The organism is Bacillus sp. UNC41MFS5 (assembly GCF_000686805.1).
Map to the genome: position 1 here is coordinate 95065 of NZ_KK366019.1, position 25215 is coordinate 120279.

A 25215-nucleotide genomic window follows, 5' to 3' on the forward strand; every position below is an offset into this window, starting at 1 on the left:
ATTGTTTGAAAAGAAACTGTAATATTTTTACCGCTTTTTTTAACGATTTATGATGTTATAATAGGATTATGCGAAATTATGCACATGTTTTTTTTGTTATCCTAGTCCATTTTGCAAATAAAAAAAGATAATTGTCGAATAAAATTCGAAATGTCTTTAAATAAAGGTGATAAAAAATGATAGAACTACAAGATGTTTATAAAAAGTACCCGAATGGAGTTTCAGCCATTAATGGGATAGACGTCCGGATCAACCAGGGCGAATTTGTCTATGTCGTCGGACCAAGTGGTGCCGGAAAATCGACATTTATTAAAATGATGTATCGTGAGGAAGTTCCGACTTCTGGGACCATCACAATGAATGGTGTTAACTTAGCTAAATTAAAAATGAAAAAGGTCCCTATTTTCAGACGGAATCTTGGCGTTGTTTTTCAGGATTTTAAGCTGCTTCCGAGATTAACTGTTTATGAAAATGTTGCCTTTGCCTTAGAGGTTATCGAAGCCCAGCCGAAAGTAATTAAAAAACGAGTGATGGAAGTTCTTGATCTTGTTAACTTAAAGCATAAAATAAAAATGCTGCCGTCCGAGCTTTCAGGCGGGGAGCAGCAGCGTGTTTCGATAGCTCGTTCAATTGTCAATTCGCCGAAAGTCGTAATTGCGGATGAGCCTACCGGAAACCTTGATCCTGAAACATCTTGGGAAATTATGAAAATATTTGAAGAGATTAATTCAAGAGGAACAACGATTGTTATGGCAACCCATAACCGAGAGATTGTTAATACATTACAGCATCGAGTGATTGCCATTGAAGGCGGTAAAATCGTGCGTGATGATGAAAGAGGTGAATACGGTTATGAAAATTAGAACCATTGGCCGTCACTCCCGAGATAGCTTAAAGAATATCAGCAGAAATGGCTGGATGACTTTTGCATCGGTAAGTGCTGTTACCGTTACCTTGATTTTAGTTGGTGTCTTTTTCGTTATTATGATGAATCTTAATAGAGTAGCAGAAACAATTGAAGACGATGTGTCAATTCGCGTTCATATTGATGTAGCTGCAAACGCTCAAGATCAGCAAAAACTTAAAACTGTGATTGAAAGTATACCTGAAGTAAAAAGTGTCACATTCTCCTCGAAACAGCAGGAACTAGACAATTTAGTAAATAGTCTTGGGGAAGAAGGAAAGTCCTTTAAACTTTTTGAACAGGATAATCCTTTAAACGATGTTTATATCGTAAAGACGAAAAAACCGACAGATACGATGCAAGTAGCTAAACAAATTCAAAAATCTACTTATGTTGCCAAGGTCAAATATGGTCAGGGCAAGGTGGAAAAATTATTCAAGTTTATTAAAGCAAGCCGCAACGTCGGTATTGTATTAATTATCGGCTTATTCTTCACGGCTATTTTCTTAATCTCGAATACAATCAAAATTACGATTATTGCGAGACGTAGAGAAATTAAGATTATGAGGTTAGTAGGTGCCACGAATACGTTCATCCGTTGGCCGTTCTTCTTAGAAGGACTATGGCTAGGCATAATCGGATCAATTTTACCAATTATCCTAATTTCCATTGCCTACTATCGTGCCTATGATTATATCGGTCCACGGCTTGAAGGAACTTTCATTAAAGTGCTTCCATTTGATCCATTCATGTATCAGGTTTCCGGCATTCTTATTCTAATGGGTGCTCTGATAGGAATTTGGGGAAGCTTAATGTCCGTTCGAAAATTCTTAAAAGTATAATATAGATCAGGAAGGATGACACCCGTGTCCTTCCTGATTTACTGTTATCCGACCTATTACTAGAATAGACGCGTGAGTCCTACAGAATGTTACGTACAACAGCATTCGTCAAAAAAAGGTAAACCTGGATTTACCTGTACATAGAGAGATAGGAGGAGAAATTGGAAATGAAGAAATCAGTAATCACCATTACCGTTGCATTAACGGTTGGGCTGGGAACAATATTTGGCGGAGTTTCTGTTAAAACAGAAGCTGCATCCCTTTCTAGTCTAAAAGGTGAACAAAATAAGATCCACGACAAACGTTCTAATTTACAATCGAATATCAATCAAGCAAATGATAAAATCAACACATTACAAAATCAGCAGGCAGACGTAAAGAGTGAAATGAAACGTCTGGACTTTGCGATTGAAGATACAACAACAAAAATAGACGATAAATCCAAAAAGATAAAAGATACAAAAGCAGAGGTTACGAAACTTCAAGCTGAAACAAAGGTGATCAAAGAGCGAATTAACAAGCGAAATGTCCTTTTGAAGGACAGGGCCCGCAGTTATCAGGAAAATGGCGGCATGGTCAATTATTTAGATGTGATAATGGGATCAACGAGCTTTAGTGATTTTATTGATAGGGCCAATGCGGTTACCACAATCATGCAAGCGGACCAAGATATTATTAAGCAGCATGAGGCCGATAAACAGGAGCTTGCACAGAAACAAGCAAAAGTAGAAAAAGATCTTTCTAGTCTTGAGAAGATGCTAGCAGACTTAAAAACTATGAATCAGCAATTAAATGTACAAAAGAAAGAAAAAGATAAAATGTTAGCAAGCCTTAAAGACCAGGAAGAAGAAGTCCATGAAGGTATGATGGAATTGAAAGAAGAGGAGCAACTTCTTGCTGCTCAAGAGGCGGCGATTCAAAAGGCCATTCAAATGGAAAAAGAAGCACAAGCTAGAGCAGCGGAAGAAGCGAAAAGAAGCAGAACCACAAACTCAAACAATGGAAATGACAGTGGTCCTAAATCTGATACCACACCTAATGTTACGAGCGGATCTTGGACCCAGCCGGCTACGGGATATCGTAGTTCTGGTTTTGGCGGTCGTGGTGATGGGAATCACTATGGTGTCGATATAGCCAACGGAACAAAGGTACCAATCGTTGCTGCAGCAAATGGCGTTGTCATTAGATCCTATTATTCTAGCACGTACGGAAATTGTATTTTTGTTTCACACTCGATTAATGGACAAGTGTATACAACCGTTTATGCTCATATGACCCAACGTTATGTTGGCAGCGGGGCAAGCGTGAAAAAAGGTCAAAAGATTGGTCTGATGGGGAATACTGGTGCCTCAAGAGGACAGCATTTGCATTTTGAACTTCATAAAGGTCCATGGACACAGGATAAGCGTTATGCCATCAATCCAGTCGGCATTGTTCCATTACCATAAAAAAGAAGAAGCCGCGTGCTTCTTCTTTTTTTTATTGTATAGGAAATTATAAAATAAATAATTGTAGCAAAATTGAAATAGATCTCTGAATCCAGCTCCAGCGCCCAGCGGCTAGTGTACTTCGCTCTCCGCCCTACGATAAGTCAAGCACGAATGCGCTAACGCTCTTCGTGTTTCCTTTATCTCGGTTGGAGCGCTCCAGTCCATACGCCGCTAAACGGGCGCTTGCGCTTTTTGTTCTATCAATCATCATAACTCGTCCACTATCTACATATATGTTAATAATCGGGCAGGAATTTGGTGCCTTTTTAGAAAAATAGATAGGACAGGCATTTTTAACTTGAGGAGGACCATAGATGAATCGTAGATGGATTGCCCTGTTGATGACGGGTTCGCTCCTGACAGGCGCAGGGGGCACATATGCAGGTATGCAGTTATTAGATCATAAAGATGGTAGTAAAAAACTGGAACTCATTCAATCGAATGATAATGGAATGAGTACGAGCGAAAGTGGATCAGACCTTGAAAAAGTAGAGAGTGCCTATGATTTGATCTTAAGCAGGTATGTTGAAAAAGTAGATCAGGAAAAGTTGGTAGAAGGCGCGATTCAAGGGATGTTATCTGTTCTAAAAGATCCGTACTCTGTCTATATGGACAAGGAAACCGCCAAACAATTTACACAAACGTTGGAATCCTCATTCGAAGGGATTGGAGCCGAAGTCGGCATGGTCGATGGGAAAATTGTAATCGTCTCTCCGTTTAAAGGTTCTCCTGCTGAAGAAGCAGGCATTAAACCAAATGATCAAATTCTAAAGGTTGATGGGAAAAGTGTGGAAGGGCTGGACTTGAATAAGGCAACACTTAAGATTCGCGGTAAAAAAGGGACGAAGGTTCAATTATTAATTGCGAGAAAAGGGTTAAAAGATCCGCTGGCGATTGACGTCACCCGCGATGAAATCCCTCTTGAAACGGTCCATGCATCAATTAAGGAACATGATGGCAAAAAAATCGGCTATATCGAACTAACTTCTTTTTCAGAGGACACAGCTGCTGATTTTGAAAAAGAATTAACCGCCTTAGAAAACGATCATATTAAAGGGTTAATTATTGATGTGCGTGGCAATCCTGGCGGCCTACTCGACAGTGTTGGTGAGATATTAAAGGAATTTGTCCCAGAGAATAAGCCATATGTCCAAATCGAACAGCGGAATGGTGATAAAAAACGATACTTCTCCAATCTTTCGGAGAAAAAGGATTATCCCGTGGTTGTCCTTGTTAACAAAGGCAGTGCCTCCGCATCCGAAATTCTTGCCGGTTCACTACAAGAAGCGGATGGTTACCAACTTGTTGGAGAAACTACCTTCGGAAAAGGCACCGTTCAGCAGGCTGTGCCGATGGGGGATGGAAGCAACATCAAACTGACGTTATTTAAATGGCTGACCCCAGATGGAAATTGGATTCATAAAAAAGGAATCGAGCCAGATGTAGCCATTAAACAACCAGCGATCTTCGCCACCCACCCGATTCAAGTCGAAGAGATATTGGAAGAGGATATGAACAATGAGCAAGTGAAGAATGCCCAAGAGGTGTTAGCTGGCTTAGGATTTGCCCCAGGCAGGACGGATGGTTATTTTAGTAAGGAAACGACCATGGCAGTTAAAGGATTCCAGCTCCAAGCAAACCTGGAGCCAACTGGAAAAATTGGTCCAGAGACAGCAGCCAAACTTGAAGAAGCAGCGATTGTGGAAATGAAAAAAGAGAAAAACGATCTGCAATTGCAAACGGCATTAAGATTAATTACTAAAGAATAAAGCAGGGGCTAAAAGCCTCTGTTTTTCTTGTGGTCTTTATTGGTACAATATTTTTACCATTTTCTAAAAACTAGCAATATGTTTTATGGCGGCGATTTGGTAAAATACTCTTTAGGAGACTTTTCCATAATAGACTACTAGAAATTTTTAATAGAGGCAGGTGACAGGAATTGGTGCAAATATGGCTTGTAGAACTTCTTAAAGGGACAGGCAAGTTATTTCTTCATCCTGTTTTATACTATCTCGTTTTCCTTGCAGGGATTTTAGGCGTAATGAGGGTGAAACGTGAGCGGAAAAATTTCCATATTCGGGCACATGATGCCTATTTCGAACTTCGACAGTTATTTCCGCCGGGCATACTAATCGGTCTTGTGCTTTCGGTAATTGTTATTGCGGTAGGAATCACGGTTCCATTCGCAACCATCCTGCTTATTGCTGGATTTACATTTTTGTGGTCACTAACGACAAATGTTCGCTGGATCTCGCCTGCCTATACAATGGGGGCAGCCTTTTTCTCAATCATATTGATAGCGGAAAATAATTGGACAATCCCGCCCTTTTCGAAGTCGTTCCAGGCATTGAGTGACAAGATATATCCTTCTATTGTCGTTTTGCTGGGGTTGATGCTAATCGCAGAAGGGATGCTCATCCTTAAAAATGGCAGTTATGGGACATCCCCTAAACTTGCTAAAAGCAAACGCGGTCAAAATGTAGGATTGCACGAAGGAAAGCGTCTTTGGATGCTGCCGATTTTCTTGCTTATACCAGGCAATGCTTTGCAGCTTCCGTTCGACTGGTGGCCCGTTTTCCATTTGGGAGCGAAGGAGTACTCGCTGATTTTTGTTCCATTTGCGATTGGATTTCATCAGCAAGTCAAAGGAATGCTGCCTAAGATTGCGATTGAGCTTCATGGCCGCCGGGTAATCCTCCTTGGAGTGTTTGTTACACTTCTTTCCGTTCTAGGCTATTGGTTCCCGCTTAGTTCGATTGTCACCGCAGCTCTGGCTGTTCTCGGCCGTGAGTTTATTATTTTACTCGCTGGCATGAAGGATGATAATCTCCCGTTTTATTTTTCGAAAAAGAATCAGGGCCTGATGATTATCGGGGTTATTCCTGAGTCACCCGCAAGTAAAATGGATTTACAGGTGGGTGAAGTGATCACGAAAGCGAATGGCGTCTTGGTTCGTGATGAAAAGGTGTTTTACGAAGCACTACAAAAAAATCGCGCCCACTGCAAACTAGAGGTCCTCGACACAAATGGAGAAATCCGTTTCGTCCAACGTGCTCTATACGAAGGCGATCACCACGAACTAGGCATCCTCTTTGTACAGGACGATCGTAAATATGATGTTGGTGCCTGACACCAAAAACCACTTAGCCATCGTACTAAGTGGTTTTTTTATGTTCTTTTAGAATAACTTAAAATATCTTTGTAAAATCTAAAGTTAAATCGATTGACAAGAAAACATAAATATTATAAAATTACTTTGAATTAGAGATATATTAATTGAAAATATTTGATTTTTTAATATCTTAATTGAGAATATCTTGGTGAGTATGTTTGTAGGAAAAAATCCTGCAAACAAGCGTTTTGTTTATTCATGAACACTACGTAATTTTAATATAAAAAAATTTTTATAGGTGGTGTTGAAGTTGGGTTTATTAGGTAGACTATTTGGTGAATCAACAAAGGAGGAAAAAACAATGACAAAATTAAACATTGGGATTATTTTAGGTAGCACACGTCAAGGACGTGTAAGCCCACAAGTTGGGGAATGGGTAAAAGGAATTGCTGACAAGCGCGGTGATGCAAACTATGAAATCGTTGATATTGCAGACTTTAATTTACCATTCTTAGGTACAACAGACGGTTCAGAACCAGGAATCGCAGAATGGAATACTAAACTTGCGAGCTTAGATGGCTTTGTTTTCATCGTGCAAGAATACAATCACAGCATCACTGGTGCATTAAAAAATGCGCTTGATTTTGCACGTGAAGCATGGAATAACAAAGCTGCAGGGATTGTCAGCTATGGTTCAACAGGTGGAGCACGTGCCGCTGAACATTTACGTGGAATTCTAGGTGAGTTAAAAGTAGCGGATGTTCGTACACATCCAACCTTATCATTATTCACAGACTTTGAAAACGGCAGTGTTTTCAAACCAGCTGAATTACATCTTACAAATGTAAATGCTATGCTTGATGAAGTTAACCAATGGAGCGGAGCATTAAAAACAATCCGATAAGAATAAACAGGGGAGAGATGATTCATTTAATCATCTCTCCCCTTATTTTTGTATTTACAACTTGCGATACTTTTTCAATGAGAAGATATTCAATACAATGAAAATCGCTGCGAAGATAAGTAAGGCCAAGAGGTCACCGCTAATCTCACTAAAACCTAACCCTTTATACATCACACCTTTTAGAGCATCCCCTGCATAGTACATCGGTATAACCTTTGCAACTGCCTGTAACCAATCGGCCATCCCTTCCAGCGGAAAGATTCCTGCGAAAAATATTTGTGGGATAACTGCGATTGGGATAAATTGGATCATTTGAAACTCAGAAGCAGCGAAGGTCGATAATAGAATTCCAAGTGAGAGAGCCACCAACGCTAGAAGTAAATTGATGAGAAGCACATTCCCAATCGACCCGACCAGAACGATATCTAATACATTAATAGAATAGAATACCACGATCATTGTTTGGATGACTGCAAAAATCCCATAGCCCACCAAGTACGCGGTAACGATTTCCCATCTCCGTATCGGCGTCGACATCAACCTTTCCAGTGTTCCTGTTGTCCGTTCACGCAATAATCCAATTCCTGAAATAATAAAGACGAAAAAGAAAACGAAGAAACCAACTAATATCGGGCTTAATACATCAAAAAAGACGGTGTCAGCATCTCCATACACATAATCAATATCGACGCTTTGCTGGACCATACCTGCCACTGCCGGATTTTGCTGAATTAACTTAGCTTGACTTTGGGCCGCGATTGCTTGGCTGACTTTCATTTGCAAGCCCTTTGCTTTTGATGGGTCGTTATTTTGCAATGTTAATTTCAAACGTCCATTCTCTTGTTCTAATAATCCATCAAGGTGGTTATCTACCACCGTTTGAGAATTGACTTTTTCGTACTGTTTCACTTGAATGTCTGCCTTTTTCAATACGCTCACAAGATTATCATCCACACCAGTGACACCTAATTTAGGATCGACGGTGTTGCCGTTGAATAAAAAATACATCAGGGTCAGGATTAGCAGTGGTGCCACAAACAGCAAGGCTAAGGTACGTTTATCCCGAAACATCTGCCGGAAGATTCGTTTAACTAACGCGAAAACTCTCATGATTGTTTCACCCCTGCCTTCAAGAATACCTCATCAAAATCGTCGGTCCCGTATAACGCCTTTAATTCATTTGGCGTGCCACTTGTTAAAATTCGTCCATCGCGAACCATGGCGACGTAATCGCATTTCACTGCTTCATCCATGACATGGGTAGTGACTATGATTGTTTTTTGCTCTTCATTTTTCAAGCGCAGGAATTCTTTCCAAATCGACAATTTTAATTCGGGGTCAATGCCGACAGTTGGCTCATCAAGGATTAAGATTTGTGGGTCTTGAATTAGTGCGATTGCTAAGGATAAGCGCCGTTTCATCCCACCTGAATAGGCAGCGACCCGTTTTTTCAGGTCATCGGTGAGGTTAACTAAATTCGCGACGTACGTTAACCGACTTTTCTGAACGTCTTTATTCAATCCAAAGAGGGAAGCGAAAAACTTTAGATTCTCTTCGCCCGTTAACTCTCCGTACAAAGCGTCAGCTTGGGCCATATAGCCAATTTCTTGAAGTAAGGAAAGGTTTGGCATTTTTTTATTTAATACATGAATGGAACCTTTATCCGCCTTTTCCATACCAACAATCATTTTGACAAGGGTGGTTTTTCCGGCACCAGAAGGGCCAATCAATCCGAATAACTGCCCTTTTTCGATCGTTAAGTTGACCTCATTTAAGACGGTTTTTTTTCCAAAACTTTTACTGACATCTTCTACATTAATGGTTGAATTCATCAATCATGCCTCCTAGGATGGCTATTATGATTTCATTTTACAACGTAGTTGGATATAAGCAATAAACAAAAAACAACAATGTGTTGATTAACATTCACCGCTGACCAAAGTGTTCATTTACTTTCAAAAAAAGTTAATAAGGCAGTCTAATTTGGTTTATAACCAAGAGAATTCCTAGGTCCTAAAAATGTGATTCGCGATAGGATCATCGCTATTTCGCGTGGAGACTTTTCCATCCCGCTTTCTAACCAATGCTGAATTACACCGAGGTGGGCGGAACTGACATAAGCAAAAAGATAGTCCACTGGGACAAGCAAATTAACGCTATTTATTTTTGACATGATATTTTGATAAAAGGTCTGTTTAATGAAATCTTTCAATTTTCCTTGGAATGATGCGTCCCCGTTTGGACCCAGTATCACTTTCATAAAGCTTGAATTTTCTTGGAAAAATTCAAATAAGTTAATAATGAAAGGAAAGGGCTCATCTTCCCTGTTAAAGTTCATGAAATCAAGTGGGTTAATTTCTTCCGCGATTTTTTGAATTTCGGTTAATATCTCCGCTTCGCTCTGCTCCAATAAATCGTATTTATCATGGTAATGTAGATAAAATGTTCCACGATTAATCTCTGCTTTTTGTGTTAAATCTCGGACCGTAATACCTTCAAACCCTTTTTCCTCCATTAACTCTGTAAGAGCATCACGAATCAATCGCTTGGTTCTAATAATTCGTCTGTCGGTTGATTTTTCTGGCATGCTTATTCCTCCAAAAAAATTTTTATTAAAAAAAATTAACGTATCATCCATTTGTGTTGAGTAATAGACAGATAGCTTGTTATTGTTGATTGCCTTTGTTATTAAACGAATTATAATATACACCATGAACATTAATCAACATTGTGTTTAATTATATTAGGAAAATAAGAGGAGGATTTCCATGAACTATTCAATAGTAAATTAGCTTTTTTATCACCGATCATTGTCTTAGTTGTGGTGTTTGTTTTTGGATTAACGCTTATTCCATCCGTACAACCTACTCCAAAGAATTTACCGATTGTGTTTGTTAATGAAGACCAAGGGGTGGATATTCCTAAGCAGGGAAAAGTGAATATGGGGAAAACAATTGCAGGCATGATACAGAAAACAGCCCAATCTACTTCAGGTGAAGAACCTGCTATTAAATTTATCTCCGTCTCAAGTTATCAGGAAGCGAAGAAGGGGTTAGATCATCGTGATTATTATGCAGCATTGGTTATTCCAAAGGATTTCTCTAGGAAGCAAGCCTCGCTCCGCGGGCCTAAACCTATATCCCCTGAAATCGAAATAGTAGTGAATCAAGGAATAAATACGGCTGGTTCCACGATGGCAGGTACAGTCCTTAATGGAATAGTCGACCAAATGAATCAAAAAGTCCGTACACAATTACTAGCTGAATTTAATACTCAAGGGGGGACGGTGACGACAAAACAGGCAGCAGCCATTGTGTCACCAATCACGAAAAAAGTAACAAATGTCAATGAAACTGGTGAAAATAGCATGAATGGAAATGCTCCGGTTTCCTTATTCCAACCGCTTTGGATGGCAAGTATTGCAGGAGCAGTGATTATCTTTTTAACGCTATCTAAACTATCGTTCACGAATCGAAAAGAAAAATTCAGTTCATTAGTAGCTCAAGTATTAATGGGAGCAGTGATTGCCCTTGTAGCAGGATTTGGATTAACCTGGATGGCCGATGCAATCGGAGTTCATATTTCTCAATTTGGAGATACGGCACTGTTCTTATCCCTGGCGTGTTACAGCTTTTTCTTAATGATTTCAGCTGTTCTTTCCTGGACTGGAATCAAGGGGGTTCCCATTTTTGTGATCATGCTATTCTTTGGCGCGCCCCTACTAGCGATGGCACCTGAGTTTATGCCAGCGTTTTACCGGGAATGGATCTTTCCTTGGCTGCCGATTCGGTTTTTAGTCGAAGGACTCAGAGACTTGTTCTATTTTGGCAAAAATTTAAGCTGGAATCATTCAACATCAGTTTTAACGTGGATTGCGGCCGGAAGCATGGTCGTGATATTTGCCTCGGTGGGAAAATTCCGGTCAAAACAAGAGGAAAAATCTACTGCTATGTAAATGAGCACTTTCACACGTTTGAAAAGCACAAAACAGGAATTTTTTTGTATATTTGGAAGCCTGGCTGTTAAACCTAAAGTGGGAAATTCTTATCCATGGAAGGTGGTTCAGCCTTGATTATTAACTTGCTGAATGGAATTGAGTTTCAAAATCCAGATTTTTTTAATCTTAAAGAAGCAGCCGCGCTGATTTTTTATTTCACCGTTTATTCGTTTTTAGGCTGGCTCCTTGAAAACAGCTATAACTTATTGACGAAAAGGGAATTTTTTAAGCCGAATTTTCTATTTGGGCCATTTAAACCGATGTACGGCATTACCCCTGTGCTCTTGGTCTATTTGATTTCACCAGAAACAAATGGGGGAGTAGTCATTCTTCTTTGTTTCTTCATCCCAACCTTTGTGGAATATTTAACAGGAGCGCTTCTGCAAAAGCTTTTTAACCGGAAATGGTGGGATTACACTGACACCCCCCTGCAGCTTCATGGTCATATTTGCGTGCCCTTTTCTTTATCCTGGATGGTGCTGTCGTTGCTATGTATTAAATGGATTCATCCTGCCATTGTCTCAACCTACGGGGCCGTGGAACCATTTTGGGCATGGTTCTGGTCAGCGATAGGATTGTATTTCCTAGCCGATCTAGTTTTAGCCATTCGCAAACATTCGTTGCAAGAACTAATGCCAGAAAAAGCAAATAATCAACTTCAATAGGTGCCTGACACCAAAATCTTATAAAACTCCTTCCACTAAAAAAGAAGGAGTTTTTGCTGTTGCCTGGTAAACTTTCATGATCTTAAAGTTAGAACGAAAGATTAAAATTCAATGAAAAAAAGAAAACTAAGCAAAAAAAGTGCTAAATTGAATGAGTTAGATCTTAGAGAGATATAGTTCGTGATATAAAAATTTCAATTTGCTACTACAAGGCTAATGAATGAAAAAGGAGGGATGATGATGAAACAACGGATTTTGGTTGTAGAGGATGAAAAACAGATAGCCAAGATATTAAAGATTGAACTCGACTATGAGGGATATGAAGTAATGGTGGCTTATGACGGGAAATCAGGTTTGCAGGCAGCCTTAAGTGAAAAATTAGATTTAATTTTATTGGATGTTATGTTACCCGAAATCAATGGTATTGAGGTATTAAGAAGAATACGAAAAGAGAATAACCTCATACCTGTTATTTTATTAACAGCCCGTAATATGACAATCGATAAGGTAGCAGGACTCGATCAAGGGGCCAATGATTACATTACAAAGCCATTTGAGATTGAGGAATTATTAGCAAGAATTCGCTCATGTCTTCGTCAAAGTTCCATTGCAGTAAATGCTTCACATACCGATGATTCCTTATTAGAAATAAGGGATCTAAGTGTTAATCTTGATACCAGAGAGGTCATTAGGGGGGAGACGTCTATCACGTTAACTCCCAAGGAATTCGATTTACTCGTATATTTGTTATCGCAAAAAAATAGAATTGTCACGCGGGAAAGCATCCTTCTTCAAGTATGGGGCTATGAATATGAAGGGGAAACGAATGTCATTGATGTATTTATCAGACATTTACGTAAGAAAATTGAAGAAGGTTTTTCTGACCCAACGATTATTCATACGGTAAGGGGCATCGGTTATACCATAAGGGAGAATTAAAGCTATGAAGATTACCACAAAAATAAATTTAATTACAACCGCTTGGATAATCTGTGTGTTACTGGCTGTGAATGCGGTGATCTTTTTTTCATTTATGAAGATTACTGTCAATATGGAAGATGGTGAACTATTTCAAAAGGCGGATTACTTGATAAATGAAATAAACAAGGAAGATTCCCAGTCTGTTATTAAAGAAAAATTAACCCCGTACCTAACGAATCAATCATTTATAAGAATCGTTCAACCTGATGAGAAAATTGTTAATCAAGTAACAAATGATCAGCAACTGGCTGCTAAAATTAAACCGGAATTCACCGATGAAAAAGGGACTCAAAGGCGTACCATTCGACTTAATCATCAAGAAGAACAATTTGCGATTGTCAGGGTGCCGATTCAATCCAATGGACAGGTTGTTGGAACACTGGAGTTCGGGGAGAAATTAGTAGGATTAGAAACTGGAAAAGATTTAGTCCTTTCCATTCTTGCGTTTTGTACCATTTTAGGAGCGGTATTATCACTGCTCGGGGGCAGATGGCTGTCGAATCTAATTATGAGGCCCATTTCTAATATGATTAACACCATGGAGGATATTGAAAAAAGTGGGATTCCGAAAAAAATCATCATCCAACATGAGACAAAGGATGAATTGCAAAAATTGGCGGTTACGTTTAATCGGATGATTGGCAGATTAGAGGCAAATCTCGAAAAACAGAGACAATTTATCTCTGACGCATCACATGAATTAAAAACTCCACTCACGGTAATCAAAAGCTATGCTGACCTCCTGATTAGACGTGGATTACAAAATGAAGAGGTTGCCCATGATGCGATTGAATCGATTCATTTAGAAGCAACAAGAATTCAAAAGATGACAGAACGGTTTCTGGATTTAGCTGATACAGAATCAGGAAATCGTTTAGAAGCAAAATCAATTAACGTAGTAACCATGTGTGAGCTTATTTTTAAGCAGCTTAAAAGTGCCTATAAAAGAGAAATCAACCTCCATTATCAAGAACCCGACATCTCTGTTGTAGCCGATGAAGTTAAATTAAAACAAGCAATTATTATCTTGATCGATAATGCCATCAAATACAGTAAAGATAAAATCGATGTGTATTTAAAGGAAAAGGAACAATGGACAATCATTACGGTAAAGGATTACGGAATCGGCATACCTGAGTGTGAAATAGAAAATGTTTTTGAACGTTTTTACCGAGTGGACAAGGCCCGAAGCAGGGAAACAGGCGGGACAGGTCTAGGGTTGTCGATTGCAAAAAATATCATGAAACAGCACCAAGGCGAAATTATCGTAAAAAGTACGGAGGGAGTGGGGACAGAAGTGGAGTTGTTCCTACCTAAGGAAAGATGGAAAGGAAATGTTTTTGAGTGATTAAAATATTGATTGTGAGTTTTATGCTTTTATTCATTTTGTTCCTTATCTATGCGATATTACCAACCATACTCATTCGTATGAGCGGACGGGGAATCGTTAAAAGGATACAGGTCCCGGCTATCGCCTTAACGTTTGATGATGGTCCCAATCCTGAATACACACCACAATTGCTAGATCTATTGAAAAAGTATGGTGTAAAGGCCTCCTTTTTTGTGGTGGGCAGCAAAGTGAAAGCCTACCCAGACATAATCAAACGGATGAGCCAGGAGGGGCATACGATTGGCATTCATCATTATAACCATATTTCGAGCTGGATTCTCACGCCCTTTCATTTAAAGAAACAACTACAAATGACAGAACAGGCCATCCATCAACTCACTAATGAAAAAGTAACCTATTATCGACCACCGTGGGGGAGTTTTAATCTTTTTAGCTTATTTTTGAGTAAGCGATTTAAAGTGATTATGTGGTCACATATCTTCGGTGATTGGAAGGCAGCGAAAGGCAAAAACGGTCTGCTTAATCAATTGCTCCAAGCGACTGAAGTGGGTTCCGTGTTATTGCTTCATGATTGTGGGGAAACATGGGGTGCGGATAAGCTAGCGCCGTATTATATGCTAAAGTGTTTAGATATTTACTTACAGGAAAACGTTAAAAAGGGAACAAAATTTATCGCATTAGAAGAAGTTAACTTTTAGAGGCTGATATGAATGTAGAGACAATAATAAATTATATTAATATATATGGTTACTTTGTCATTTTTCTTTTTTTATTCTTTGGGATTGTTGGTATTCCTGCTCCGGAAGAATCGCTGCTCTTTTTAATCGGAGTGCTGAGTTTTCATCATCAGCTCTCATTGGAGCTAGCCATGCTGTGTTCCATTCTTGGGGCGTTTACTGGAATGATGACTGCTTATTCAGTCGGAAAATTTGTAGGGTCCCCATTTATTAAAAAATACGGCAAGTATGTCGGGATTACCGATGGCCGTTGGGAAAAGGTAAGTGGTAAATACACGAAAAATGTTCGTAAAACCATCCTGATAGGTTTTTATCTTCCAGGTATCCGGCAAATAAGTCCATATTTTGCCGGGATTAATAACATTCCATTTCGGAGGTTTTTGGTTTTTTCCATGATAGGCACTTTCCTCTGGACCATTCCTTTTATTGTTGGAGGCTATTTTGCAGGGAAAGTATTCCATATAAATCCAGACTATGTTCCATATGTAGGAATTGCATTTTTCTTTCTTTTTTCGCTATATATTATCTTTAAGTATATAAAAGGGAAAAGAAGGAATTACCTAAATAGGCACACTAAAAAAACCTGAAAAGACATCTTTTCGGGTTTTTTAATATTTAACAACCAAACTAAAAAAAAGCTGAAGAGAAGATTAAAAATCCATTAAAAATCCGGTTTTTCTAGAAATGAGTGATACATTGAAAGGGTAATTTAGAAATTATTATTTTTTAAGGAATGATTTCTAGTAGAACAGGAGATGGAATAAGTGAAGAAGATTTTGTTTTTACCACTCTTACAAATGCAGTCGGGCCATCATCAAGTCGCTGAGGCATTAATGGACCTTTTAAAAAATCATACAGACGACCTTACTTTGAAAAAAATTGACTTATTAAGTTATACGAATAAATCGTTAGAAAAAGTGATTACAAAGGGCTATCTTAATTGGATTCGATACGCGCCGGACACCTATAATCTCGCCTATAAGAGCTTTTTTTACGTACCGCCAACAAAAAAACATTCCTTTAAATGGTATGAACCGCTCTTTTTGAAGAAAATGGAGCAATTAATAGCAGAGGAAAAACCAGATTTACTTGTTTGTACACATGGGTTCCCGTCCTATCTTCTAAGTAAGTTAAAAATGAAGGGGAAATGCGACATTCCGATTATTAATGTCTATACAGATTTCTTTATTAATAGTGTTTGGGGAAAAGAGGGAATCGACCTCCACTTCCTCCCTAGTCAAGAAATCAAAGAAAGACTCGGCACAAAATTTCAAATTCCAGACCAACAGATGATTGTCACGGGTATTCCAGTCCATGAAGAAATTTCGAAAACCGTTCAGCGGAAACAACACAAGGATGGTCGTTTCAAAATCTTATTATCTGGCGGGAATAGTGGTTTAGGCGGGCTGTTAAAGCTGGCTGAGGAGTTAAAATGCTCCTCAAACTTAGATTTCTTGGTTCTGTGTGGGAAAAACAAGAAGCTTTATAATGAAATCCTTTCATGGGATTTAGATCATATCAAACCATTAACCTATCTTTCTTCCAGATTAGAGATGAATTTACTTTATGAAGAAGTTGATGCGATTGTATCAAAACCAGGTGGAGTCACCATAAGTGAAGCAATCCGAAAAAGACTGCCGATCTTTGTACATTCCGCACTTCCAGGACAAGAGAAAATAAATCTTCAATATTTAAAGCGTAAAAAGCTCGTATTTGAGCTTGACCATCAATCTTCATTGGAAAAGCAATTGCTAAGTGTGTTAAAGGATCAGAATAGAATGAGTCACTGGGAGGATGCGATTGATTCTTACCAGCAGGGAATAAAGCTAGACAAGCCGGAAAAAATCGTGGAGTTGTTAGCAAACATCCTAGACCAAAAGAAGAGTGTCAGGCAGTTGGGATTCGTTAATTATTCTTCTCCGTTACGCATTTAAGATTGTTGGAAAATAGGAATAAGGAGGTTAAGTTAAGTTGTCTAATTTAGACTATGGTATCTTTCAAATCATCAATCACCTTGCAATCAGTGAGCGATTTTTAAATCCATTGATGATATTTTTAGCAGAAAAAGCAGAGTATTTATTTTTCGCAGGAATCATTTTTTATTGGTTTTATCGTAAATCACATAATCGGGAAATGGTCGTTGAAGCCATTTTGGCCGCTTGTGTTTCACTAAGTATAAATGGAGAAATCGGTCACTTCTTCTACCGGAATCGTCCTTTTGTCACACATCATGTAAACTGGTTAATTCCTCATGTGAAAAATGCCTCGTTTCCTAGTGACCACGCGACAGCAGCATTCGTGATTGCAACAGCCATTTGGATTTGGAAAAAACGTGACGGCTGGATGTGGTTAGTTTTAGCTGCAGGAATTGCTTTGTCCCGTGTTTGGACAGGAGTACATTATCCATTAGATGTGGTAGCAGGAATGTTGATAGGTGCAGGTGTGGCATTTGCCATCCATTTCTTACTAATTCGATTCAAGGAATTAAACAAGGTTATCATTTGGTTAATTGAATTCTATGAGAAAATTGAAAGCAATTTTTTAATAAAGACAAACCTTGCAAGAAAACGATAGAAAGGAAGAGCCACATGGTTCTTCTTTTTGTCATAAATCAGGAAAGAAATCATAAAATCTAAAGTTATCTGTTCGCTTTAAATAATGTAGGGAGGGGATTTCATGTTCTATGCGATGTGGCTGGAAGGTCAATTGTTGTGGAATATGCCATTATTAGCCTGCCTAATTTGCCTAGCCGCCCTATATGTATATGTAGTAGCTTCTTATACAAATATCAAATTTTATCAAAAGCAGCCCCTGCTATATTTCCTCAGTTTAGGCATCATGTACTTAACCTTTGGCAGTCCATTTGAAACCATTAGTCATCTGTCGTTTAGCTTGCACATGCTTCAAATGAGTATTTTATATTTTATTATCTCACCCTTATTTGTATTAGGTATTCCTGATGCATTAATCCAGTCCATTCGAGAACATTCCCTAACAAAACGAGTCAGCAAGTTCGCATTACCACCGAAAGCAGCATTGTATGCGTTTGGGGCCATGTTCCTAATGTACCATTTCCCAATCGTGTTAACATCCCTGGCTCAAACCGCCTTTGTTCATAATGGATATTTATTTGTACTGCTGCTCCTATCTTTTCGGATGTGGCAGCCAATAACTGTCCCTGACCCGAAGAAGCATCATTCACAAGAGCAGAAAAAACGTTATCTTTTTCTTAGCGGTCTAGTCATTATGCCTGCCTGTTTGCTATTTATTATCACTGCCTTCATAGGTGGAATGAATAATCCTCTTCTTTCTGAACTCACCGCAAATCTCTGTATCTCACCTTCCCAACTAAGCCAATTAAGCTCACTTGATATTCTACCTACGTCATTTAACACAAGACTTGATCAAATGTTTGCGGGAGTCCTTATGTTAGGAATGCATAAATTTGGAGTAATCCTGACCGTTCGACTTGGCAAAAAAACGAAAAGCGGGGCTGTGGTGGGGGTTATGGACTGAACTCCATAGCCTCTATTTACTGTGGATAAAGTGATGATACTTTCCAAAGGTGTTCAATATATTCCGCGATAATTTTGGGAATGGTATGTAAGGAGAGAATTCATTCTAGCTGGAAATTGCCAAAAAGAATGGGGGGATTTTTATTTATAAAAAACAAGAAAGGAAGCTCGTTTGGCTGGCCTTTATTGTGGCCTCCATTATGGGACTATCGATCATTGGAAGGCTGTTTTCAGGATAAGAAAGGTGGTAAGTGAATGGGAAATGAAGAGGCCGTATTTTTTAGCCGTGTGCTGACAGAATTAACCTTGTCCTTTCACATCATATACGCAACCATCGGCGTCGGTATTCCGCTGATGATTATGATTGCTCAATGGGTCGGGATCAAGAAGCAGGACGAACACTATATTTTATTAGCACGAAGATGGACAAGGGGATTTGTGATTACCGTAGCTGTTGGTGTTGTAACTGGGACGGCAATTGGTTTACAGCTTTCACTTCTATGGCCCAACTTTATGCAGTTAGCTGGAAATGTCATCGCCTTGCCGTTATTTATGGAGACCTTTGCATTCTTTTTTGAAGCCATTTTTTTAGGTATATACATATACACATGGGATCGGTTTGAAAATCAGAAAAAACATTTGCTCCTGCTAATCCCGGTGGCCTTAGGAGCCTCATTTTCAGCTGTCTTTATTACGATTGTGAATGCATTCATGAATGCTCCGCGGGGATTTGATGTAGTTAATGGACAGCTCGTGGATGTGAGTCCCATTCTGGCAATGTTTAACCCGGCTATGCCAACAAAAGTTGCACATGTGGTTGTCACCGCTTATATGACTTCCGCCTTTGTCCTTGCTGCGATTGGTGCTTTCCGGTTACTGAAAGGTTCCAACTCTACGTACCATAAAAAGGCGTTGTTTTTAACCATGAAACTTGGATTCGTCTTTTCAGTAGCCACCGCCCTTTTAGGAGATTTCTCTGGAAAGTATTTAGCCGAATACCAGCCGGAAAAATTAGCTGCGGCCGAGTGGCATTTTGAAACAGGGAAAGGTGTGCCGCTTATTCTTTATGGTGTTCTTGATGATGGGGAAGTGAAATATGCGCTGAAAATTCCCTTTGCACTCAGCATCCTGGCCCATGAAGTCCCAAGTGCAGAAGTGGTTGGGCTTGATCAATTTCCGAAGGATGAAGTGCCGCCGCTCTATATTCACTATCTATTTGATACGATGGTAACCATCGGTATGTGGATGACCCTGCTATCATTTCTGTATGTCATAGGTGTATGGCGGCAATGGCGATTTGTTTTATCCCGGTGGTTTCGCTGGCTGATTGTACTTGGTGGTCCTCTTTCTACTTTAGCCATTGAAGCAGGCTGGTGGCTGGATGAGGTCGGCCGTCAGCCGTGGATTTTACGAGGGATTTTACGGACAAACCAAGCTGCGACAACAAGCGGCCAAGTCGATCTAATGTTGATATTATTTGCTGGGCTTTATCTTGTCCTTGGTGTGGGCAGTGTGATTGTCCTATGGCGGATGTTCCGGAAGAATACGGTGGAACAGGAACTGGCCGACCGTGCTTCAGAGAAAGCGGGTGATATATTTTGACACTTGAAATCATCGGAATTAGCGCATTAGGTCTGTTTCTATTTGGATATATCATCATTGCTTCGATTGACTTTGGGGCAGGCTTTTTTAACGCATTCAGTACTTTAACTGGGAAACAGCACATATTGACGAAGATTATTCAACGCTATTTATCACCTGTCTGGGAAGTCACTAATGTGTTTTTAGTGTTTTTCTTCGTAGGGATGGTTGGTTTTTTTCCAAAAACGGCTTATTACTTTGGGACCACCCTGCTAGTACCAGCAAGTATCGCGCTTATTCTCCTGGCGATTCGAGGGGCGTATTATGCGTTTACCACGTACGGAGGGCTCAAACATAAACGGTACACTATTTTGTACGGGTTAACAGGATTATTCATTCCTGCGTCGTTGTCGAGTGTCTTGACCATTTCGGAAGGCGGCTTCGTAAAAATTGAAAATTCGGCACCGGTCCTGGATTATTGGGCATTATTTACCAGTCCATTATCATGGAGCATTGTCGTCCTTAGTCTAACGGCGGTGTTATATATATCCGCAGTATTTTTGACTTGGTATGCCCATCATGCCAAAGATGAGGCAGCAACGAACCTATTGCGGAAATATGCGCTTAGCTGGGCCGGACCAGCAATAATCACCGCTGCAGGAATTATTTTTGAGATGAGAACGCACAATCCAGAACATTATCAACGCTTACTCGATCTTTGGTGGTTGTTCGGGTTGTCAGTCTTATTCTTTGCGGGGACCGTTTATTTCATTTGGAAGCGTCGTTCCTATGGCCTTGCCTTCTGGCTGCTAGTCGGGCAATTTGCCTTTGCCTTTTTGGCCTACGGCACTTCCCATTATCCGTACTTACTGTATCCGTATCTCACTCTGTACGACAGCTTTACCAATCAATCAATGGCGATTGCCCTGATTGTTGCCTTTATTGCAGGACTGGGATTACTTCTCCCGTCTTTGTACCTGTTGTTAAAATTGTTTTTATTCAATAAAGAATATGTCCAAGGGAATCGGAATGATGAACATGCTTAAGGGGGGAATATGATGGATGATTTTTTGCTGTTTTATGCCCCGTTTCTGGTCATGTTTGCATCGATTGGCGTGGCATTTTGGGTGGCACTAAAGGATGATTCAGTGGAAAAATAAGAAAACGGCTGAGAAATCAGCCGTTTTTTGCGCTCTAAAATCACTTTAAACTACGTTGTAAAAAAGCCTTTGTTCGTTCATTCTTAGGGTTTGTAAACAGTTCAACAGGTGAACCAGATTCAACAATCTCCCCGTTATCCATAAAAATAACTCTATTTGCCACTTCCTTGGCGAAGCCCATTTCATGTGTTACGACAATCATCGTCATATGTTCTTCCGCCAAATCCTTCATTACTTTCAACACCTCACCCGTCAATTCAGGGTCTAAGGCAGAAGTCGGCTCATCAAAGAGCAGAATTTCTGGATTTAACATGAGCGCCCGGGCGATGGCTACTCGTTGTTTCTGTCCGCCTGATAATTTTGCAGGATAGGCATTGGCCCGGTCAGCAAGACCAATTTTATCAAGGAGTTCACTGCTTCTCTTTTGAATTGCAGCAGCCGATTCCTTCTTCAGCATTTTGGGGGCAAGTTCCAAATTCTCTTTAACGGTAAGATGTGGAAAGAGGTTGAAATGCTGAAAGACCATCCCCATTTTTGCATTAATCTCTTTTAATTCTTGCGGATTTGCGTAGAGGCCATCTTTAGCTAAATGCTTTCCAGAAACAACAATGCTGCCGGCATCAATTTTTTCAAGATGGGCCAAACTGCGGAGCATCGTACTTTTTCCTGAACCAGATGGACCGATAACCGCAACTACATCATTTTTATGAACATCAAATGTAATATTTTTTAAAACATCAAGGTTGCCATATGATTTTTTTAGGTTAGATATTTCAATAACAGGCATCTTCACCGCTCCTTCTTATTCAAACTTGAACCGTTTTTCGAGCCCTTTAAAGACCATGGTTAACAGAAGCGTCATGATCAAATAAATAATTCCAGCGACGAAGAACGGGACAATGGTAAAGTCACGATTGACCGCTGTTTGCGCAAAATGCAGCAATTCCGGAACAGCAACCGCATAGAGAAGGGCGGTATCCTTCACTAACGTCACGGATTCGTTCGCAACAGATGGAAGGGCAATCCTGAACATTTGCGGCAGAATGACCCTCGTTAAGGTCTGCCATTTATTTAAGCCAAGGACTTGTGATGCTTCATATTGACCTTTATCAATCGCAAGCAGCCCGCCGCGGAAGATTTCTGCAAAATATGCGGCATAGTTCAAGATGAAACCGATACAGGCAGCCACAAAACGATCCAAAACTAAATATTCACCAACCACTGGAATCATCGGCAGCCCAAAACAGATAAATAACAACTGGAGTAGAAGCGGTGTTCCACGCATTACATATATATAGCCCTCTGCAAGCAAGGAGAGTGGTTTAAAACGGCTGCCGACAGCTAGAGTTAAAACAAACCCGAGGGGAATGGACACGACAATGGCAATCAAAAATAAGAGGATGGTCATCTGAGCGCCTTCGAGCATAGGTTTTAGTATGGAAATAAGATAATCAACAGACATTTTATGTTCCTCCAAAAGCAAAACAGGGTTCCCAATGGAAATCCTGTTTGCTCTATATTCGGTATTAGTTTAATACTTTATTTTCGCCAAACCACTTTTTCGAAATTTGGGCGGCTGTGCCATCTTCATTCATCTCGTCGAGTGCTTTTTGTAAGTTTTTCAGTAAGTCATCATTACCTTTTTTCACGCCAATTCCATATTCTTCAGGAGCTAGTGATTCATCAAGAATCTTGAAGGCTTCTTTTTCTTTCGACATATAATAATCAATGACAACTTCATCAATAACTACCGCATCTAACCGGCCGCTCTTTAAATCGGTTAAAGCCTGGACGTTATCTGAAAACTCGGTTACGGTCTTTATTTTTGCTTTGATTGGTGAAGCATCTAAAGCATCAGATGCTGAAGATAGTGTTTGCAAGCCGACTACTTTACCCGCTAAATCGTTTAATTTAGTTAGCTTTGAATCAGCCATGGTCACAACCACTTGGGCATTTTTTAAATATGGCTTCGTGAAAAGAACTTTCTTTTTACGTTCATCTGTAATAGTGTATCCGTTCCAAATAAGGTCAATTCTTCCACTGCTAAGTTCCGCTTCTTTTGTACTCCAATCAATCGGTTGGAACTTTACCTTTTTCCCCATTTTTTCTGCGGCTGCGTTGGCATAATCAATATCAAAACCAACAATCTTGTTATCTTCATCTCGGAACCCCATTGGAGCAAATTTATCATCGATTCCAATGACTAACGTGTTATCCTTTGCTTCAGATGATTTAGATGAACAACCCGTAAGGATGGAGAATAATGCTGCTATGACTAAAACAATCGTTGATATACGTTTCATATTCATACTACCACCTTATCTATTATTAATTTACTTTAGTACGTTACCGTATTATTACTCTAACATATTATAACGCTATAACATTATCGAATACAATAGCTCTACTAATAGTAGGAAAATTAAAAATTTTTATTGAATGAACGAACGTTTTCTTTTTGAATGAATAATGTGGAAAAAGATTGACAATCAAACCTCCATTTGAATATCATATAATCAAACGAACTTTTGAATGAAGACGGCCTCTTAGGGCTGTCATACCTGCTGTTTTAGAGGCAGGTATCGAAATATTAAGATTAGAAAACACTAGCCTTAATCGTAATATTTTCGGTTTAGAAATAGATAAATATCATGAGCCACTCTAATCAGAGAGCTTTGGGGGGATAAACATGGGTCATCACCATCATGGCCATTCGCATGGTCATTCACACGGACATTCACATACGAGTAATAAAAAAGCATTGTTGAGTTCCTTCCTATTAATTGCTGCCTTTATGATAGTTGAAGTAATTGGAGGTCTGGTAACAAACAGTTTGGCGCTTTTGTCAGATGCAGGGCATATGCTGAGTGACGCGGCCGCACTTGGGTTAAGCTTTTTTGCCATCAAGCTCGGTGAGAAACAGGTATCGCCGGAAAAGACGTATGGCTATAAACGTTTTGAAATTATCGCTGCAGCCCTGAATGGCTTAACACTTATGGTTATTTCCATCTATATCTTTTTTGAGGCTTTTCAACGCTTCTTCAATCCTCCAGAGGTGCAAAGTACTGGAATGCTGATGATATCTGTGACAGGGCTGATCGTAAACATTATCGCTGCTTGGATATTAATGAAGGGTGACAAGGAAGAAAACCTGAATGTCAGAAGTGCTTTCTTGCATGTCCTCGGAGATATGCTGGGATCGGTGGGCGCGATTGTTGCTGCATTATTGATTATGTTTTTCGGCTGGGGGATTGCAGACCCAATCGCAAGTGTCATTGTTGCTGTCTTGATTCTCCTAAGTGGGTACAGGGTTATGAAGGACTCGTTTCATATCTTAATGGAGGGTGCGCCATCACAGATTGATATTAGTCATGTAAAAGAGGAACTTAAAAAGATCCCATTAGTTAAGGAAGTACATGATTTGCACATTTGGACCATTACCTCTGGTTATCCCGTCTTGAGCTGCCATATTTCCATATTAGATAACGGTGTTCATGATGAAATCCTCTCACAATCCCAAAAGATTCTTCACGACCAATTTCACATCGAACACAGCACGATCCAAGTAGAGAAAGAAGCAAACGGCTGCCCTAGCCCGCATGGGACATGTAATTAAGAATGCCCGATACCAATCATTAGTGTTGCGCTATCGTTTTTTGTCCTTCGGCGCCCTACCGAAGGACATTTTACTTGCTTACAAACAGAGTTCTGTCCATCGGAACTCTACCGAAGGACATTTACTTGTCTCCCGACAGAGTTTTGTCCATCGGAACACTTCCGAAGGACATTTTACTTGCTTCCCGACCGAGATTTGTCCATCGGAACTCTACCGAAGGACATTTTACTTGCTTCCCGACTGAGTTTTGTCCATCGGAACACTTCCGAAGGACATTTTACTTGCTTCCCGACTGAGTTTTGTCCATCGGAACACTACCGAAGGACATTCTACTTGCTTCCCGACCGAGTTTTGTCCATC

The 25215-nt window shown here is 39.8% G+C and carries 26 protein-coding genes; 20 read left to right on the forward strand and 6 right to left on the reverse strand.

Annotated features, from left to right (window positions below):
- The first annotated feature begins 176 nt into the window (after positions 1-176).
- The 7 genes from ftsE to BR30_RS0127020 all read left to right on the forward strand — a co-directional run bounded on the left by ftsE (position 177) and on the right by BR30_RS0127020 (position 7252).
- Positions 177-863, forward strand: a complete 687-nt coding sequence (ftsE, locus tag BR30_RS0126995; protein ID WP_026567745.1) for a cell division ATP-binding protein FtsE — start codon at positions 177-179, stop codon at positions 861-863.
- Entirely contained in the window at positions 853-1746 is an 894-nt protein-coding gene (gene ftsX / locus BR30_RS0127000) for a permease-like cell division protein FtsX (protein ID WP_026567746.1), read from the forward strand. The genes ftsE and ftsX overlap by 11 nt, the downstream gene beginning before the upstream one ends.
- Before the next feature lie 167 nt (positions 1747-1913).
- Complete coding sequence (locus BR30_RS0127005) at positions 1914-3194, forward strand: murein hydrolase activator EnvC family protein (protein ID WP_026567747.1); 1281 nt, start codon at positions 1914-1916, stop codon at positions 3192-3194.
- 188 nt (positions 3195-3382) lie between these two features.
- On the forward strand, positions 3383-3514 hold the full coding sequence (locus BR30_RS38580) for a hypothetical protein (protein ID WP_269320656.1): 132 nt from the start codon (positions 3383-3385) through the stop codon (positions 3512-3514).
- 36 nt (positions 3515-3550) lie between these two features.
- The gene (locus BR30_RS0127010) at positions 3551-5005 is read left to right on the forward strand and encodes a S41 family peptidase (RefSeq protein ID WP_026567748.1); all 1455 of its coding nucleotides are present in this window, start codon (positions 3551-3553) and stop codon (positions 5003-5005) included.
- 170 nt (positions 5006-5175) lie between these two features.
- On the forward strand, positions 5176-6366 hold the full coding sequence (locus BR30_RS0127015; protein WP_026567749.1) for a PDZ domain-containing protein: 1191 nt from the start codon (positions 5176-5178) through the stop codon (positions 6364-6366).
- A gap of 292 nt (positions 6367-6658) precedes the next feature.
- Positions 6659-7252, forward strand: a complete 594-nt coding sequence (locus tag BR30_RS0127020) for an NADPH-dependent FMN reductase (RefSeq protein ID WP_026567750.1) — start codon at positions 6659-6661, stop codon at positions 7250-7252.
- Positions 7253-7306: 54 nt separating this feature from the next.
- On the opposite strand, the gene BR30_RS0127025 is transcribed toward BR30_RS0127020, so the two are convergent.
- The 3 genes from BR30_RS0127025 to BR30_RS0127035 form a co-directional block, all read right to left on the reverse strand.
- A complete protein-coding gene (locus tag BR30_RS0127025) occupies positions 7307-8362 on the reverse strand; it encodes an ABC transporter permease (protein ID WP_026567751.1) in 1056 nt (351 codons plus the stop codon).
- Positions 8359-9084 (reverse strand): ABC transporter ATP-binding protein, encoded by a 726-nt coding sequence (locus BR30_RS0127030; protein WP_026567752.1) that lies wholly within the window; start codon positions 9082-9084, stop codon positions 8359-8361. Before BR30_RS0127030 ends, BR30_RS0127025 begins: the two co-directional genes overlap by 4 nt.
- 146 nt (positions 9085-9230) lie before the next feature.
- Positions 9231-9839 (reverse strand): TetR/AcrR family transcriptional regulator, encoded by a 609-nt coding sequence (locus BR30_RS0127035; RefSeq protein WP_026567753.1) that lies wholly within the window; start codon positions 9837-9839, stop codon positions 9231-9233.
- Positions 9840-10058: 219 nt separating this feature from the next.
- Here BR30_RS0127035 and BR30_RS0127040 point away from each other — a divergent pair, with 219 nt between their 5' ends.
- The 12 genes from BR30_RS0127040 to cydS all read left to right on the forward strand — a co-directional run bounded on the left by BR30_RS0127040 (position 10059) and on the right by cydS (position 21239).
- Positions 10059-11207, forward strand: coding sequence for a YhgE/Pip domain-containing protein (locus BR30_RS0127040; protein WP_026567754.1), 1149 nt, complete (start codon positions 10059-10061; stop codon positions 11205-11207).
- 113 nt (positions 11208-11320) lie between these two features.
- Complete coding sequence (locus tag BR30_RS0127045; RefSeq protein WP_026567755.1) at positions 11321-11914, forward strand: putative ABC transporter permease; 594 nt, start codon at positions 11321-11323, stop codon at positions 11912-11914.
- 240 nt (positions 11915-12154) lie between these two features.
- A complete protein-coding gene (locus BR30_RS0127050; RefSeq protein ID WP_026567756.1) occupies positions 12155-12853 on the forward strand; it encodes a response regulator transcription factor in 699 nt (232 codons plus the stop codon).
- A gap of 4 nt (positions 12854-12857) precedes the next feature.
- Entirely contained in the window at positions 12858-14243 is a 1386-nt protein-coding gene (locus BR30_RS0127055; protein ID WP_026567757.1) for a sensor histidine kinase, read from the forward strand.
- 23 nt (positions 14244-14266) lie between these two features.
- On the forward strand, positions 14267-14944 hold the full coding sequence (locus BR30_RS0127060; protein ID WP_035446315.1) for a polysaccharide deacetylase family protein: 678 nt from the start codon (positions 14267-14269) through the stop codon (positions 14942-14944).
- Positions 14945-14952: 8 nt separating this feature from the next.
- Positions 14953-15570: a DedA family protein gene (locus BR30_RS0127065; RefSeq protein ID WP_026567759.1), complete on the forward strand. Its 618-nt coding sequence runs from the start codon at positions 14953-14955 to the stop codon at positions 15568-15570.
- A gap of 177 nt (positions 15571-15747) precedes the next feature.
- A complete protein-coding gene (locus BR30_RS0127070) occupies positions 15748-16917 on the forward strand; it encodes an MGDG synthase family glycosyltransferase (protein ID WP_026567760.1) in 1170 nt (389 codons plus the stop codon).
- A gap of 37 nt (positions 16918-16954) precedes the next feature.
- Positions 16955-17557, forward strand: coding sequence for an undecaprenyl-diphosphatase (locus BR30_RS34710; protein ID WP_035446259.1), 603 nt, complete (start codon positions 16955-16957; stop codon positions 17555-17557).
- Positions 17558-17659: 102 nt separating this feature from the next.
- Positions 17660-18499 carry a cytochrome c oxidase assembly protein gene (locus BR30_RS34715; protein ID WP_035446261.1) on the forward strand — a complete coding sequence of 280 codons (840 nt, stop codon included), beginning with the start codon at positions 17660-17662 and terminating at the stop codon, positions 18497-18499.
- Between the two features lie 254 nt (positions 18500-18753).
- Entirely contained in the window at positions 18754-20100 is a 1347-nt protein-coding gene (locus BR30_RS0127090; RefSeq protein ID WP_026567761.1) for a cytochrome ubiquinol oxidase subunit I, read from the forward strand.
- Positions 20097-21125 (forward strand): cytochrome d ubiquinol oxidase subunit II, encoded by a 1029-nt coding sequence (locus BR30_RS0127095; RefSeq protein WP_026567762.1) that lies wholly within the window; start codon positions 20097-20099, stop codon positions 21123-21125. The genes BR30_RS0127090 and BR30_RS0127095 overlap by 4 nt, the downstream gene beginning before the upstream one ends.
- Positions 21126-21137: 12 nt before the next feature.
- A complete protein-coding gene (cydS, locus tag BR30_RS38945; protein ID WP_395947793.1) occupies positions 21138-21239 on the forward strand; it encodes a cytochrome bd oxidase small subunit CydS family protein in 102 nt (33 codons plus the stop codon).
- 40 nt (positions 21240-21279) lie between these two features.
- Here cydS and BR30_RS0127105 read toward each other — a convergent pair whose 3' ends face one another.
- From BR30_RS0127105 to BR30_RS0127115, 3 genes are all read right to left on the reverse strand, one after another.
- Positions 21280-22026 carry an amino acid ABC transporter ATP-binding protein gene (locus BR30_RS0127105; protein ID WP_026567763.1) on the reverse strand — a complete coding sequence of 249 codons (747 nt, stop codon included), beginning with the start codon at positions 22024-22026 and terminating at the stop codon, positions 21280-21282.
- A gap of 15 nt (positions 22027-22041) precedes the next feature.
- Positions 22042-22701, reverse strand: a complete 660-nt coding sequence (locus BR30_RS0127110) for an amino acid ABC transporter permease (RefSeq protein WP_026567764.1) — start codon at positions 22699-22701, stop codon at positions 22042-22044.
- Between the two features lie 64 nt (positions 22702-22765).
- Positions 22766-23542 carry an amino acid ABC transporter substrate-binding protein gene (locus BR30_RS0127115; RefSeq protein WP_026567765.1) on the reverse strand — a complete coding sequence of 259 codons (777 nt, stop codon included), beginning with the start codon at positions 23540-23542 and terminating at the stop codon, positions 22766-22768.
- A 386-nt stretch (positions 23543-23928) separates the two neighbouring features.
- Here BR30_RS0127115 and BR30_RS0127120 point away from each other — a divergent pair, with 386 nt between their 5' ends.
- Positions 23929-24855 (forward strand): cation diffusion facilitator family transporter, encoded by a 927-nt coding sequence (locus tag BR30_RS0127120; RefSeq protein ID WP_026567766.1) that lies wholly within the window; start codon positions 23929-23931, stop codon positions 24853-24855.
- Positions 24856-25215 lie beyond the last annotated feature (360 nt).

Coding starts and splice junctions, on each gene's coding strand:
- ftsE (WP_026567745.1), top strand. CDS start 177: ATGATAGAACTACAAGATGTTTATAAAAAGTACCCGAATGGAGTTTCA.
- ftsX (WP_026567746.1), top strand. CDS start 853: ATGAAAATTAGAACCATTGGCCGTCACTCCCGAGATAGCTTAAAGAAT.
- BR30_RS0127005 (WP_026567747.1), top strand. CDS start 1,914: ATGAAGAAATCAGTAATCACCATTACCGTTGCATTAACGGTTGGGCTG.
- BR30_RS0127010 (WP_026567748.1), top strand. CDS start 3,551: ATGAATCGTAGATGGATTGCCCTGTTGATGACGGGTTCGCTCCTGACA.
- BR30_RS0127025 (WP_026567751.1), bottom strand. CDS start 8,362: ATGAGAGTTTTCGCGTTAGTTAAACGAATCTTCCGGCAGATGTTTCGG.
- BR30_RS0127030 (WP_026567752.1), bottom strand. CDS start 9,084: ATGAATTCAACCATTAATGTAGAAGATGTCAGTAAAAGTTTTGGAAAA.
- BR30_RS0127035 (WP_026567753.1), bottom strand. CDS start 9,839: ATGCCAGAAAAATCAACCGACAGACGAATTATTAGAACCAAGCGATTG.
- BR30_RS0127050 (WP_026567756.1), top strand. CDS start 12,155: ATGAAACAACGGATTTTGGTTGTAGAGGATGAAAAACAGATAGCCAAG.
- BR30_RS0127055 (WP_026567757.1), top strand. CDS start 12,858: ATGAAGATTACCACAAAAATAAATTTAATTACAACCGCTTGGATAATC.
- BR30_RS0127060 (WP_035446315.1), top strand. CDS start 14,267: ATGCTTTTATTCATTTTGTTCCTTATCTATGCGATATTACCAACCATA.
- BR30_RS0127065 (WP_026567759.1), top strand. CDS start 14,953: ATGAATGTAGAGACAATAATAAATTATATTAATATATATGGTTACTTT.
- BR30_RS34715 (WP_035446261.1), top strand. CDS start 17,660: ATGTTCTATGCGATGTGGCTGGAAGGTCAATTGTTGTGGAATATGCCA.
- BR30_RS0127090 (WP_026567761.1), top strand. CDS start 18,754: ATGGGAAATGAAGAGGCCGTATTTTTTAGCCGTGTGCTGACAGAATTA.
- cydS (WP_395947793.1), top strand. CDS start 21,138: ATGGATGATTTTTTGCTGTTTTATGCCCCGTTTCTGGTCATGTTTGCA.
- BR30_RS0127105 (WP_026567763.1), bottom strand. CDS start 22,026: ATGCCTGTTATTGAAATATCTAACCTAAAAAAATCATATGGCAACCTT.
- BR30_RS0127110 (WP_026567764.1), bottom strand. CDS start 22,701: ATGTCTGTTGATTATCTTATTTCCATACTAAAACCTATGCTCGAAGGC.
- BR30_RS0127115 (WP_026567765.1), bottom strand. CDS start 23,542: ATGAAACGTATATCAACGATTGTTTTAGTCATAGCAGCATTATTCTCC.
- BR30_RS0127120 (WP_026567766.1), top strand. CDS start 23,929: ATGGGTCATCACCATCATGGCCATTCGCATGGTCATTCACACGGACAT.